This is a genomic window from Collimonas pratensis, assembly GCF_001584185.1.
GTDB classification, from domain to species: Bacteria; Pseudomonadota; Gammaproteobacteria; order Burkholderiales; family Burkholderiaceae_D; genus Collimonas; species Collimonas pratensis.
On the sequence record NZ_CP013234.1, the window covers coordinates 84041 to 97392 of the forward strand.

At 60.7% G+C, this 13352-nt stretch carries 14 protein-coding genes; 11 read left to right on the top strand and 3 right to left on the bottom strand.

All coding sequences use genetic code 11. The features are described 5' to 3' along the window. Positions 1–101 precede the first annotated feature (101 nt). Together CPter91_RS00405 and CPter91_RS00410 are read right to left on the bottom strand one after the other, a co-directional pair. On the bottom strand, positions 102–953 hold the full coding sequence (locus tag CPter91_RS00405) for a cysteine hydrolase family protein (RefSeq protein WP_061935479.1): 852 nt from the start codon (positions 951–953) through the stop codon (positions 102–104). A gap of 35 nt (positions 954–988) precedes the next feature. Then, complete coding sequence (locus CPter91_RS00410) at positions 989–1468, bottom strand: HAD domain-containing protein (RefSeq protein WP_061935482.1); 480 nt, start codon at positions 1466–1468, stop codon at positions 989–991. A 232-nt stretch (positions 1469–1700) separates the two neighbouring features. Between CPter91_RS00410 and CPter91_RS00415 the strand changes: the two genes are divergently transcribed. Both CPter91_RS00415 and CPter91_RS00420 read left to right on the top strand, forming a co-directional pair. Beyond that, a complete protein-coding gene (locus CPter91_RS00415) occupies positions 1701–2696 on the top strand; it encodes an LLM class flavin-dependent oxidoreductase (protein ID WP_061935485.1) in 996 nt (331 codons plus the stop codon). A gap of 13 nt (positions 2697–2709) precedes the next feature. Further along, positions 2710–3612, top strand: a complete 903-nt coding sequence (locus CPter91_RS00420) for a 1-aminocyclopropane-1-carboxylate deaminase/D-cysteine desulfhydrase (protein WP_061935488.1) — start codon at positions 2710–2712, stop codon at positions 3610–3612. A 7-nt stretch (positions 3613–3619) separates the two neighbouring features. Here the strand turns inward: CPter91_RS00420 and CPter91_RS00425 are convergent, their stop codons facing one another. Next, a complete protein-coding gene (locus CPter91_RS00425) occupies positions 3620–3958 on the bottom strand; it encodes a hypothetical protein (RefSeq protein WP_150119586.1) in 339 nt (112 codons plus the stop codon). Positions 3959–4005: 47 nt separating this feature from the next. On the opposite strand from CPter91_RS00425, the gene CPter91_RS00430 reads away from it, so the two are divergent. The 9 genes from CPter91_RS00430 (at position 4006) to CPter91_RS00475 (ending at position 13349) form a co-directional block, all read left to right on the top strand. Then, positions 4006–5007, top strand: coding sequence for a LysR substrate-binding domain-containing protein (locus CPter91_RS00430; RefSeq protein ID WP_082792489.1), 1002 nt, complete (start codon positions 4006–4008; stop codon positions 5005–5007). A 204-nt stretch (positions 5008–5211) separates the two neighbouring features. After that, on the top strand, positions 5212–5838 hold the full coding sequence (locus CPter91_RS00435; protein WP_061935497.1) for a tRNA-uridine aminocarboxypropyltransferase: 627 nt from the start codon (positions 5212–5214) through the stop codon (positions 5836–5838). Positions 5839–6013: 175 nt separating this feature from the next. After that, on the top strand, positions 6014–6292 hold the full coding sequence (locus CPter91_RS00445) for a DnaJ domain-containing protein (protein ID WP_061935502.1): 279 nt from the start codon (positions 6014–6016) through the stop codon (positions 6290–6292). Continuing rightward, the gene (locus tag CPter91_RS00450) at positions 6289–6831 is read left to right on the top strand and encodes a hypothetical protein (RefSeq protein ID WP_061935504.1); all 543 of its coding nucleotides are present in this window, start codon (positions 6289–6291) and stop codon (positions 6829–6831) included. The genes CPter91_RS00445 and CPter91_RS00450 overlap by 4 nt, the downstream gene beginning before the upstream one ends. Before the next feature lie 132 nt (positions 6832–6963). Next, positions 6964–7671, top strand: coding sequence for a hypothetical protein (locus CPter91_RS00455; RefSeq protein ID WP_061935506.1), 708 nt, complete (start codon positions 6964–6966; stop codon positions 7669–7671). A gap of 45 nt (positions 7672–7716) precedes the next feature. After that, positions 7717–8934 (top strand): hypothetical protein, encoded by a 1218-nt coding sequence (locus CPter91_RS00460; RefSeq protein ID WP_061935508.1) that lies wholly within the window; start codon positions 7717–7719, stop codon positions 8932–8934. Positions 8935–9776: 842 nt separating this feature from the next. Continuing rightward, positions 9777–10976 (top strand): alanine transaminase, encoded by a 1200-nt coding sequence (alaC, locus tag CPter91_RS00465; protein ID WP_061935510.1) that lies wholly within the window; start codon positions 9777–9779, stop codon positions 10974–10976. Positions 10977–11347: 371 nt separating this feature from the next. Next, entirely contained in the window at positions 11348–12550 is a 1203-nt protein-coding gene (tagH, locus tag CPter91_RS25480) for a type VI secretion system-associated FHA domain protein TagH (protein ID WP_150119587.1), read from the top strand. Beyond that, on the top strand, positions 12543–13349 hold the full coding sequence (locus CPter91_RS00475; protein ID WP_061935512.1) for a PP2C family protein-serine/threonine phosphatase: 807 nt from the start codon (positions 12543–12545) through the stop codon (positions 13347–13349). The genes tagH and CPter91_RS00475 overlap by 8 nt, the downstream gene beginning before the upstream one ends. Positions 13350–13352 lie beyond the last annotated feature (3 nt).

Below are 13352 nucleotides of genomic sequence, written 5' to 3' on the forward strand. Positions count from 1 at the left end.
AGCAATTCATGGGGTTTTTTTTCGCCTCTCGGTTTGTGTCGGCGACCTGTGCAGGCCGCCATGGCCATCGCTGATTGCCGATCCGTTTCCTGGCAGCCGGGTCAGTCGCCCGCGTTTTCCTGAAGTTCCGCCAGTACATCGGCGGCTTGCGCAGTGAGTGCTCCGCGCGCCGTCATGGCGGCCACAAACTCCCTGTATTGCTGTTCAAAGCCGCTCACCGGACTCATGCAATCGGTCACCAGCACCAGTTTTGCCATGTGCTGTGGGCCGAAGTGTTCGGCGATATGTTCGGTGGTCGCTTTCACGCAATGGCTGCCGGCTTCGCCGGTGATATAGATGCGCTCGGCGCTGGCCAGGCTGTCCAGGAAGGTCTGGTTCGACTGCGTCAGCGCGTCGTCCGGATCCGGCACTTCGGCCTGCACGGCGGAATAGTGTTCGGTCCACGGGTTGCTGCCCTTGCTGATCTTGGCGACGCTGTGCAAGGTCTGTTCTTCCCAGCGGTTGTAGGCGCGCCGCACATCGGTGTGGACATTGTGTCCCCATGAACCGATTTCGCAATGTACAGGCCAGATCATCAGCTGGTAGCGTCCCGCGGCTTCCAGCTGGTCCAGGTAATGCAGCAGCCGCGGCAACGCAGCCGCCACGCGCGGCAAATAGCGGCCGGCGCGGAGGTCTGCCGCGGCGATCTGGGTAAATGGCGCGACTGTGCCGCTGCTGGCCGTCATCCAGAAGCCGGGGTGGGCGATATCGAGCCGGTGATGCGAATCGAGCGTGACGCTGATGGCGTTGAGGCCGGCGCCGCCGCGTTCGATCAGGCTGGCCACGCGCAGCATGTCGGCGTGGGCGCCGGGCACCGGCAATGCCGGTGTCTGGTTGTCCGGCAGGTAGCTGGGCGGGAGATCGCAAAAGTCGTTTTGCGGGTCGATGATCAACAAGTGCAGATTACGACGCATCGGTCTCTCCTATACTACCTGTCTGTTTTTCCGGATTACAGCGCTGCCAGCATTTTCTTCAAGGCGTCCTGCGTGGCCGGATCGCTCAGGCCGAGGTTGCCCTTGGTTTCCAGCAGATGGTCGCGGCAGGCCGCCGGCCAGCCGAAGGCGTCGTCGTCCAGCGCCAGCCAGCTGGTCGGCTTGCGCCGCTCGACGTCGCGCCAGACCTGCATGCCGCGCGGCATGGTGTCGAATTCCGCCGGCGTCAGCTTGGGGTGATGGAAAGTGGAGCCGATCACGCGCTCACGCAGGCTTTCGGTCAGTTCCTGCCGGGTGTCGTCGAATCCCAGCGCCCGGATCCAGCTGGTGGAGAGAACGATCTTGACTTCCGGATAAGGCGCCAGCAATTCTTCCAGGATCGGCATCCACTCAAAGAATGCGCGGTCGGGAGTGGCGATGTAGAGGCCGCGCTTGCGGTTGCGGATTACCTTGGCGTCGTGCAGCACGCCGTTGTAGTCCAGATAGAGAATTTTCATGGTGCGTCAGTGTCAAGGTTAAATCGCGAGGTTGAATCGCGAGTTGGAACGAAATCCCGGCCGCGGCTGGAATGCCGCTATCAGGCTTGCAAGTTTACTCCAAGTGGCCCGCTACGGCCCGCATAATCGGCCGCGGCGCACGATCTGCGGTCAAAACGGCAAGCCGCCAGCAGGCTTAAAGCACTGCGGCTATACTCGAAAACCGCACTGACAGCTGAACAAGGAAGTAGCCGTGATACCAATTTCAATTCTGGACCTGGTCCGCATCCGGGAAGGCAGCGATGCCCGCGTCGCGCTGGATAATGCGCGCGATCTGGCGCTGCATGCCGAGGGCTGGAACTACACCCGTTTCTGGATGGCCGAGCATCACAACATGCGTGGCATCGCCAGCGCCGCCACCGCGGTCGCCATCGGTCACGTGGCGGCCGGCACCAGCACGATCCGGGTCGGCGCCGGCGGCGTCATGCTGCCGAACCACTCGCCGCTGGTGATTGCCGAGCAATTCGGCACGCTGGCCTCGTTGTTCCCCGGACGTATCGACCTCGGCCTGGGACGCGCGCCCGGCTCAGACCAGGCCACCACGCGCGCGCTGCGGCGCGATCCGGCCAGCGCCGAATCGTTTCCGCAAGACGTGCTGGAGCTGCAGGCTTTCCTGGCGCCGGCCGAGACCGGCCAGCGCATCGTTGCGGTGCCGGGCCACGGCACCAATGTGCCGCTGTGGATACTGGGTTCGAGTACTTTTGGCGCCCGGCTGGCGGCGGAACTTGGCTTGCCGTATGCCTTCGCCTCGCATTTCGCCCCTGATTCGCTGGAGATGGCATTGCAGATGTACCGCGCCCAGTTCAAGCCCTCGCGCCAGCAAGCCAAGCCACATGCCATGGTCGGCATCAACATCATCGCCGCCGACAGCGATGCCGAGGCGCGGCGCCTGGCCACCACCCAGCAGATGTCTTTCACCGACATGCACCGCGGCGTGCGCGGCCTCAGCAAGCCGCCGATCGACGATATCGAGACTTACTGGACGCCGCTGGAAAAGGCCCAGGCTTCGCACATGCTGGCGCATTCGATCATCGGTTCGCCCGAGACCGTGCGCGCCGGCATCGAGCGCTTTCTGCTGCTCACCGGCGCCAATGAGCTGATGATTGTTTCGGATATCTTCGAGCACAAGGCGCGCCTGCATTCGTATCAACTGATCGCCGATATCGCGCGCGCCATCGAGCCGCTCTGAGTCCCGGCTTGTTGTGCTGATCCCCGCTTCACCCTCGCCCTGCCAGCTGATCGAAAGCAGCGCCTTCCTCGGCCGCAGGATCTGGCTCAAGCGTGACGACCTGCTGCATGCCGAGGTTTCCGGCAACAAGTTCCGCAAGCTCAAATACCCTCTGCTGGCGCTGCAGGGCCGGGATCCGGTCCTGGTCACCATGGGTGGTCCGTGGTCGAATCACCTGCATGCGCTGGCGCACGCCGCCGCCCTCGGCGGCTGGCCGAGCATAGGACTGGTGCGCGGCGCCGCCGAGATGAAAAGCGCGACGCTGGACGATTGCCGCCGCCTGGGGATGCAGATCCGCTTCGTATCGCGCGAGGACTATCGCCAGCTGCGCGCAGATGCGCAAGCCTGGCGCCGACATGTCGTATCTGCCGGCGACAACCATGTCTGGCTGCCGGAAGGCGGCAGCGCGCCGGCGGCGCTGCGCGGCGTGGCGGAAATGGTGGATGAAATCGAGCAGCAGCTGCAGTTCATGCCGGAAGTGATCATGGTCGCTTGTGGTACCGGCGCCACGCTGGCCGGGATTCTTGCGGGTTTGCGCGGCCGCGGCCGCGTGATCGGCGTCGCTGTTCTGAAAGACGCAGCTTACCTGCGCCAGGAAATTGCCCACTTGCTGCAGCAAGCCGGCTATCCGGATTACCAGAACTATCAGCTGATCACTGACGCTCACCACGGCGGCTATGGCAAGGCGCCGCCCGAACTGCGGCAGTTTTGCCGCGATTTTACGCAAGCGCTGGATGTGCCGGTTGAGCCGGTCTATACCGGAAAATTATTCCACGCACTCCGCGAGCTGCAGCAAGCACAGGCATTTCGCGAGGATGAGCGCATGCTCGCCGTGCATACCGGCGGCATGCAGGGAGCACGCGGATTCATCGACTAGACCGCAATTAGTATTCTTGCGCCCGGTGGCTGTGCTCGCGCGGCTGCGTGCCATCCAGATAACCGATGTCGCGCAGCACATGATCGCTCAAGTCATGCAGGGTGGTCAGCGGCTTGGCTGGCTGGGTTTCCAGCCTTTGCTGCCACCAGCCGATGGCCAGCCGCAGGGTTTGCAGGACGCCGTCCGTGGCACTTTGCGAGCGCGCCGATACGGCGAGGGACGGACCAGTTAATGCTGTAACAGTTTGGCAAGATGTCGATGCGCAGTTCATGGCGGGCTCACAGGTGAGTTGAAGGGTTTTTAAATAATTTCTTAAAGCAACTTCGGTATTGGTAAGCATATCCAACCAAACCTTCCTTGGGAAACGACTTGTTTTAACCATCTTGGTCAGTTATTCTTACCAGCATGAGCCGTCTCCCCCTTCATACCCTGCCGGTCTTCCGCAGCGCCGCCCGCTCGCAGAATCTGCGTGCCACCGCGCTCGAAATGCATCTCACCCATAGCGCTGTCAGCCAGCAGATCGGCGTACTGGAACAGCAGCTTGGCTTTGCCCTGTTCGAGCGGCGCGGCCGCCGCATCGTGCTCAACGAAGCGGGACAGACCTTGCTATGCAGCGTTGAGTCGGCGTTAGCGCAACTTGACACCGGCGTGCTGGCTGCGGCTGCCACCGCCGTCGGCACATCGCAACGCTTGCGGCTGACGGTCATGCCATCCTTCCTGCAGCGCTGGCTGCTGCCGCGCATGCATCGCTGGCGCGAGCGCCATCCCGACATCGCGCTGGAACTGCATTCCTCGCAGCAGTTGATGGACTTGCAGCGCGATGGTTTCCACGTCGCGCTGAGGCAAGGCAAGGGTGGCTGGCCGGGCTTGAGCGATGAACGTCTGATCGACAGCCCGCTGGTGGTGGTGGCTTCGCCGGCCACCGCGCGCCGTCTGCAAGGTGGCAGCGTGGCCGCCCTGGCGCAAGAGCCATTGCTGGGCAGCGCCGAATCCTGGGATCGCTGGTTCAGCGAAGCCGGACTCAAGCTGCACAGCAATCCGGTGGCCACTTTCAGCGATGCCGGCCTGATGCTGCAAGCCGCCGAGCAAGGACTGGGGATTGCGCTCGGGCGCGAGTTCATGGTGGCCGACGCCTTGCGCGACGGCCTGCTGGTGCAATTGTCGGAACAGCGGCTAGCGCCGGATGTCGACTACGCGTCTTACTTCTTGGTGTACCCGCCCGCCCTGCGCGACTGGGCGCCGCTGCAAGCCTTGCGCGGCTGGCTGCATGACGAAGCCTGCGCTTCGCAGAGAAACATGGCGCCGGCCGCACCTGTCATTACACCGATGGCGGCAGAGCCGCCAAGGAAATCGGCGGCGCGCGCTAAAGCGGCAAAACCGAAATCCCAGGTGTAGGTTCGGCGCCAGGTTCGGCCGGCAAGAAGTCGGCGACTTGGCGTGTCACCATACCGCTCTCCAGCCATGCCAGTGATTCCAACCACAGATTGCCGCTGAAACGGTCGTGGATTCGAGCAATTTAATGTGCTGAATGCGAGGTATGGCGCTCACGCGGCTGCCAACGGTGGTTAGAATTGGGGCTGCCATAGTTTTCTTTACGCCATGACCCAGCCGGATTCCGTCAAACGCCTCATTTGTTCCCGCTGCATGCGGCCGCAGCGCACTTGCATCTGCAGCTGGATCAGACCGACCAGGCATGCGGTGCAGCTGCTGATCCTGCAGCATCCGCTGGAAGTCGGCCAGGCCAAGGGCAGCGCCGTCTTGCTGCAGCTGAGCCTGCCCGGCAGCCGGCTGGAGGTCGGCGAAGTTTTTGCGGAAGCGGCTTTGCAGGCGCTGCTGCAGCCGCCGTCTGGCGGCCGCACTGTCTTGTTGTATCCGGATACGCCCGAGGACCAGAGCCTGCAGCTGGCTGCACCGCCGCAGCTGGATCCGGCGCTGCTGCCTGCAGCGGAAAAATTGCTGCTGGTGGTGCTCGACGGCACCTGGCGCAAGAGCCGGAAAATGCTCTATCTCAACCCCTTGCTGCAACAGCTGCCGCGCCTGGCGCTGCACGATGTCCCAGCCTCGCGCTACCTGATCCGTAAAGCCCACCGCCCCGGCCAGTTGTCGACGCTGGAGGCCACTTGCCACGCCTTGATGCAACTGGAGCATAATGAAGGGCGTTATCTGCCGCTGCTCACGGCGTTTGATGGCTTCGTGGCGCAGCAGCTTGCCTATGGAGGGCGCTGAAAACCGTGGTTTTCCAGCGACGCCCGGCATCGACTTCCGGCCTGCGCTCGTGTATCCTCCGCAGTCTCTCCTAAAGTATTTGTTTTCGTTCGGCAACAAATGCTTACCCCGCAAGTATTCCATCAGTAACAAGACGGCGGTCGGCCTGATCGTCAACGCCCACGTGTGAGGACGCATGAAGGATTATTACGCCGTTCTCGGCATAGACAGTGATGCAAGCAGCGGCGCCCTGAAAAACGCCTACCGCAAGAAAGCCTCAGAGTTTCACCCCGACAGGAATACCGCGCCCGATGCGCCGGCCCGCTTCCGCGATGTGCAGGAAGCCTACGATCTGTTGTCGGATGCCGTGAAACGCCAGGAATACGATGAAAACCGGCGCCGCAGCCTGCTGGAAAACCCGCTTGAGAGCGCCCGACAAATCTGGACCACTTATATGAACAAGGTTATGCAATGATGCTTTCCGCTTTTTTTGAAGACTTGACCAAGGCTTACCAGGCTGAACTGGAAGACCTGCAAAGCGATTCCGAAGGCAACGATATCCTGACCTCGCGCCTGAAGAGCAAGCGCGCGCAGTTTGCGCTGATGATGCCGATGATAGAAACCGATCCGGAAATGGTGGCGGTGGCTTTTCACGGTGGCGTCGATTTCACCAATCCGCAGCAGCTGACCATGCTGCTGGGCGACGAGCCGGACGACTTTCCTTCCTGGACCGACGTCGCCGATGCGGTGCAGTTCGAATCCTGGGCGCAAAAACTGGCCGACATCGCCTTGCTGGAGCCGGGCGGCGAGCGCTTCCTGATCACCACCGTCTGCCTCGAATACCTGTATGAGAAGAGCAACGGCAGCTACCAGGGCGTCTACGGCCAGTCAGCACACGGTGAATCGGACGACGCGGTAGAAGGCGTCGAGGACGACGGTGAAGAAGACGGCCGCGACCTTGAGATCGAAGGCGCCGACTGGCTGGCGGAGCAGGGCTTCGAACGGCTGGGCTAGTATTAAGTCCCCCGTCATTCCCGCGAACGCGGGAATCCATTTTGATTACCTTATTCAGTAAAATGGGTCCCCGCGTGCGCGAGGACGACAAGACGGCGAGAATGATTTCTGAAATTTTTGGACAGTAATGCCATGACAAACGCGCTCGTAGTAAAAGCAGCAAACCTGATCCGCAACGGCGATATCGCCGGCGCCGAATTCGCCTTGGTCAGCCTGGCCGAGACCGAGGGCGACTACGCTTTGGTCGCCGCGCTGGAGACGCTGCCGCCGAAAGACTTGCTGGCGGTGATCCGCGAATACGACACCTCGAAAGAATCGGTGGTCAATCTGGTGGTGACGCCGGAGCAGTTCGCGCGCGCGGTGGTCATGGAACGTCTGTACGGCGATCATAGCCATGTGCGCCTGCGCGGCATGATCAACGCGGTGCTGTTCCGCGACGATAGCCATACCGGCGAATTCATCGAAGCCATCGGCGAGGTCGATGGCGGCTGCGAAGCGCTGATCGACTATCTGTCGGACCGCGACGAAGAAGTCGTGCATTTCGTCACCTACGATACTTTCAACGTCAACCGCATGGAAGAGGGCGACGAAGTCGACAAGGCGGAAATCAGCGACCGCGACTGGAAGGAACTGACCTGGCTGCTCAAGCACGAGCACGCCGACATGTTCGAGCAGATCTGGCCGGTGCTGAAGAAACGCATGAAGGAACGCCTGCGGCGCGAAGCCGAACAGGAACTGCTGGAACAGCAGGCGCAGGAACCGCAGGAGCGGCGCGAACGTCCGGCTGCCGGCGCCGCGCCAGCAGCGATCGCCGATTCCGGCGAAGAGTCGGCGCTCTGAGCCTCGGTTGTTTCTGTTTTCACCGTTCCTGAATTGACGCATCCCATGTCCGACAAACAACGGAATATCGACCTGGTCGACAAGCGGCCTTTCTTTGAAAAGGCGCTTGCCTACGGCCTCAAGAGCGGCATCCTGGACCAGGAAAAATGCCGCGCCATGATAGAAGACGCTGCCAAGGGCACGGTGCAGGTGGCCGCTTTCTTTGGCACCAGCCACTTGCATACCGACCTGGAAAATGCACGGCAGCGCATCGTCAACCTGATCAGCCTGTACCTGGAGCACAGCTTTAGCGACGACTTGCAGAAGGCTGCGGAATCTTTGCGCGACAATACTTTCCTGTCGCATTCGCGCGGCGGCAACGAGATGTTGAAGGCATTGCATGCGCTGCCGGATTCCACTGTGTTCGGCGACACCAAGGGCCAGGGGCAGAAGGAGTTCCAGGATGAGCGGACCCTGGCCAAACCTTTTTCCCTGAGTGCTTACCGCAAGGAGTTGAAAGCGCGCGAGGAGGCTGGAGCGGTGCTGGCGGCGGCTTTGTGGTTTGCCGATGACATGGGCGTGGAGCGCGCGGCGCTGGAGTTTGCGGGAGCCGAGACGGTGATTCGTACCGCCTTGCTGGTGCGGCTTGCGGCAGCCGAGGAGTTTCCTGATCGCGTCAGGTTTGCCAAGCTGGTCGCGGCGGTGCGTGGCGATTGCGCTGCCGGCGGGAAGTTGAAATTTCCTCGGCAATTGCTGGATGACGTGCCGGCCGAGCATCGCGATATAGCCGGCAAGGTGCGGCGCGAAATCGAGAAGCAGGATGCTTTGGCGGATGCCGGGGTGGCGCTTGACTCTTTGCTGAACCGGATCGAATTGCGTTACTTCGTGCTGGAGGGTGGGCTGGAGGATGTGGACGGCTTTGACGCGCTGGTTTCCAAGGAGTGGAACAAGGTGACCAAGGGTAAGGAAGATCCTTATTCGCGTTTGACGGTGTTCATGTGTATTGCGGCGGGCGTGAAGCCTAAGACTGCGGTGTCGGAGACCGAGGCGCGGGCGATGATCCGGCGCGTGCGCGAGCATGGTTTCGATAGCGCGGCGGTGCTGGCGTTCATCCGCGACGCGGCGCCGTTCGAGATCAAGGATAATCTTTTGTCCTTGTGGGAAGACGAATTCTTGCCGGAGGCAGAGCAATACCTGCTCGATGAAGACGATCTGAAATTCGCGCGTGCAATCAAATTCTTGCAAGAGAACTGCAACATCAAACTAAAAGCCGCCAGCAAGTAAGGAACAAACCATTGCGCTACTCCACGGCAGTCAAATGGGGTCAGAGTTTTTTTTCGCGGTTTTTGCGAAAATTACTCTGACCCCATTTGACGTTCTACGAGGTACGTGCGATGGCATTCTAAGTTCGATCTGATTTGGCCAGCTCCGCACGGGGAATATCAAAAACAACGGCAACTTAGTTAAATAGGGTCGGAGTTTTTTTTCGCGGCCTTTCGCGAAAATTACTCTGACCCTATTTAACGGGCTACGGAGCACATGTCTTGGCATGCCAAGAACGGTCTGCGGGTTGTAAAACGGTAGCTACTCCGTGGATAAAAGCCGGGAGCGGCCCGGCAGCCGCTTACTTTCTTTTGCTTGCCTGCGCGGCCCGGCCAAAAGAAAGTAAGCAAAGAAAAGGCGACCGCACAGCCGTTGCCCTCCCTTCGGTCGGGTCCCCAAATGAGACGGGGGCCAGTCGGATGGGACACAAACTCGCTTCGCTCAAACATGTGTCCCATAATTCCCGACTGGCCCCCGTCGGGGACCGGAGGGAAGGCAACGTCCGCATGCGGGGTACTTCAAAAGCAACGGCAACCTCAACGTCAAAAGCAACCTCAACGTCAAAAACAACCTCAACGTCAAAAGCAACCTCAACGTCAAAAACAACCTCAACGTCAAAAACAACAACCCTGCCTTTTTACCGGAAGAGGTATTGGCCAGTTTCTCTGAATTTTTTCATGCGTGATTTTCTTCATTGCGCTCTTTTCCGTTGTTCACTAGAATCGTCGCTGGAACACCCGCACAACGGGACTCTTGTTCCAACGTCGCTCGGACGGTTCCGGGCGCTTACGTGAGAGAAAAACATGTCTGAATCCCCAACTCCGCGCAGATTTTCGCGCATCGATCGCTTGCCTCCCTATGTTTTCAACATCACCGCCGAACTGAAAATGGCGGCGCGGCGGCGTGGCGAGGATATTGTCGATATGTCGATGGGTAATCCCGATGGCGCGACGCCGCCGCATATCGTGGAAAAACTGATCGAGGTATCGCAGCGGCCCGATACCCATGGCTATTCCGCTTCCAAGGGCATTCCCCGGCTGCGGCGGGCGATCAGCCATTGGTACAAGAAGCGCTATGACGTCGAATTCGATCCCGATAGCGAAGCGATCGTCACCATCGGCTCCAAGGAAGGCCTGGCGCACCTGATGCTGGCGACGCTGGATCGCGGCGATACGGTGCTGGTGCCGAATCCCAGTTACCCGATCCACATCTACGGCGCGGTGATCGCCGGCGCCGATATCCGTTCGGTGCGCATGAGCCCGGGCGTGGACTTCTTCGCCGAACTGGAGCGGGCGATACGGGAAAGCTACCCCAAGCCGAAAATGATGGTGCTGGGATTCCCCTCCAACCCCACCGCGCAATGCGTCGAGCTGGAGTTCTTCGAGCGCGTGGTCAAGCTGGCCAAGGAGCACAACATCCTGGTGGTGCATGACCTGGCCTATGCCGATATCGTGTTCGACGGCTGGCAGGCGCCTTCCATCATGCAGGTGCCGGGCGCACGCGATGTCGCGGTGGAATTCTTTACGCTGTCGAAGAGCTACAACATGGCCGGCTGGCGCATCGGCTTCATGGTCGGCAACAAGGAGCTGGTGGCGGCGCTGGCGCGCATCAAGAGCTATCACGACTACGGCAGCTTCACGCCGGTGCAGGTGGCGGCGATTGCGGCGCTGGAAGGCGACCAGCAATGCGTCAAGGAGATCTGCGCCAAGTACCAGAGCCGGCGCGACGTGCTGGCCAAGGGCCTGCATGAAGCCGGCTGGATGGTCGACATTCCCAAGGCCTCGATGTACATCTGGGCCCGTATCCCGGAAGCCTACCGCCATCTCGGTTCGCTGGAATTTTCCAAGCAGCTTCTGGAAAAAGCCAAGGTGTGCGTCTCGCCCGGCATCGGTTTCGGCGAGTACGGCGACGAATATGTGCGCTTTGCCCTGATTGAAAACGAAGCCCGCATCCGCCAGGCGATCCGCGGCATCAAGAGCATGCTGCGGGCGCCGGCGGCATAGAAAAGCATGGGGGCGGCCCGCGCCGCCTCAGCTTTTAACGACGCAACCATTGTTTGCCGTTCTTCATTCGCTGCCAAGCTCTGGATAGCGGGGGAAGCGCACGTTTAAATCTCTGCACATAGGTAAATTGACATCAAATCATCCTCTCGTCGCCAGCTGACACAAAATGTCACCACGAATGACAAGAGAGGGCAGTTTTGCAGGTTTTAAACCGGCGAATTAACAGGTTTTATGCGGCTATCAGACCGCTTTTCGCCAGCCTTTCTTGGGCATGAAACTTGCTGCCAAGCAAACAGCCACAGGCATCCACGATTTGCGCAAATCCGCAGGTGTTTGCACTGTGTCTGCAAAACCAGGCTTGGACCACATCGATGATCAAAATTAGTGTTATTTCTTACAACAACGTGGCGCCCGAGCAGCCCTTGTCCGCCGTCTTCGGCCGTGAACCGAAAACCCTCGGCCGCAGCGAAGAAAATTATTTCGTGCTGGCTGATCCGCGCAACCTGGTGTCCCGCACCCAGGCCGAAATCAAGAGCGACGGCATCCGACAGACCATCACCAACCTCAGCCGCGCCAATCCGATCCTGCTGAACGGCCATGAGATCGATGTCGAATGCGAGGTCGAACTGCAGATCGGCGATGAAATCCAGATTGGACTGTATCTGCTGCGTGCTGAAGCGCAGCTCAATTTAATGAAAGACAACCCAGACATGACCTCGACCAATCCGGTGCGCCGAGTTAATGCCAGCAAGCCCTTGCTCAGCGTATCCGAGACACGCCTGGCAGCGCTGGCGCAACTGAACCTGGAGCTGGCGGCGACCGCCAATGCCGCCCTGCCGACCTCAGCGCCGGCCGCTGCCACGATGGCGCGACCGGTCAACTTGGCGGCACCGGCGCCGGCCACTGCCGCTGCCGCGCCGCTCAATCATGCCGACGACAGCCCGCCCGCCGCCGAAACCAGCGCCGCCAGCGAAGCGCTGATGCAAGCTTTCACCAAGGGTGCGGGCCTGCCCGCCGGCACCCTGCCGCCGAGCCTGACGCCGGAATTCATGGAAACCGTCGGCAAGCTGCTAGCGATCTCCGTACAGGGTGCGATTGACCTGAACGCCGCGCGCGCGCTGGTGAAGCGTGAAGCGCATGCGGATGTCACCAAGGTGGTGGTGCGCAACAACAATCCGCTGAAATTTTTCCCGGACAGCCAGACAGTGCTGAGCCAGATGCTGCGCAAGAAAATGCCGGGCTTCATGAGCGCCGCCGAAGCCATGCAGGATGCCTATGAAGATCTGCACGGGCATCAGGTCGCCGTGGTGTCCGGCATGCGCGCCACCATGAACGAAACCATGCAGCGCTTCAATCCGGAAGTGATGGAGCGGCATTCGCAAAAGGGCGGCATGCTGGATACGCTGCTGCCGGCCACCCGCAAAGCCAAGCTGTGGGATGCTTATGTTGCGCGCTACCAGCGCATCATCGGCGAAGCGACGCAGGATGATTTCCAGACCTTGTTCGGTAAAGCCTTCCTGCAAGCCTACGAACGAAAAATCGAGAAGCTGAAGAAAGCCTCACCGCATGCCTGAGCAGTCGCTGCTCAGCAACACGGCGGCGCCGCTGCTGCTGAGCCTGGCGCAGCTTAGCCATGCCGGCGGCCGTCAGGTCAACCAGGATTCCTGGGGCAGTGCACAGCAGGACGACTTGAGCTGCATCATCGTCTCCGACGGCGTTGGCGGTGAATATGGCGGCGAGATCGCGTCGAACGTGGTGGTGCATGCGATCATGGAGATGTTTGTCGAAGAAGCGTCCTTCGGTCCGCGCGCGCTGCAATCCTATCTCGATTGCGCAGTGGCCCAGCTGAACCGGCGCCAGGCGCAGATCCCGCGCCTGAAAGACATGAGCGCCACCGTGGCGACGTTGCTGATCGATCAGAAGAACCGCTGCGCGCTGTGGGGGCATATGGGTGATACCCGCATCTACCAGTTCCGCCGCGGCCAGCTCCTGCACTACACCAAAGATCACAGCCTGATCCAGCAATTTGTCGATGCCGGCCATTGTTCGGCCGAGCAGTTGCGGCGTCATCCGCGCCGCAGCATCCTGTGCGCCGCGGTCGGGGTCGAGGGCAGCGCGCCGGCGGAGGTGACGCCGAACCCGGTGCCGATACAGGGCGGCGATGCCTTCCTGCTGTGCACCGACGGCTTCTGGGAATGGATCAGCGAAGCTGAAATGGCGCAGGCTGCGGCGCAAGCCGACTCAGCCCAGGACTGGCTCACCATCATGCATGCGATTGTGGAAAAAAACGGCCAGGCCTGTAATGTGCCGCTCGATAACTGCACCGCGTTTACAATATACGTCGCCGAGCCGCAGGCAGCCAACAATCACTAATCA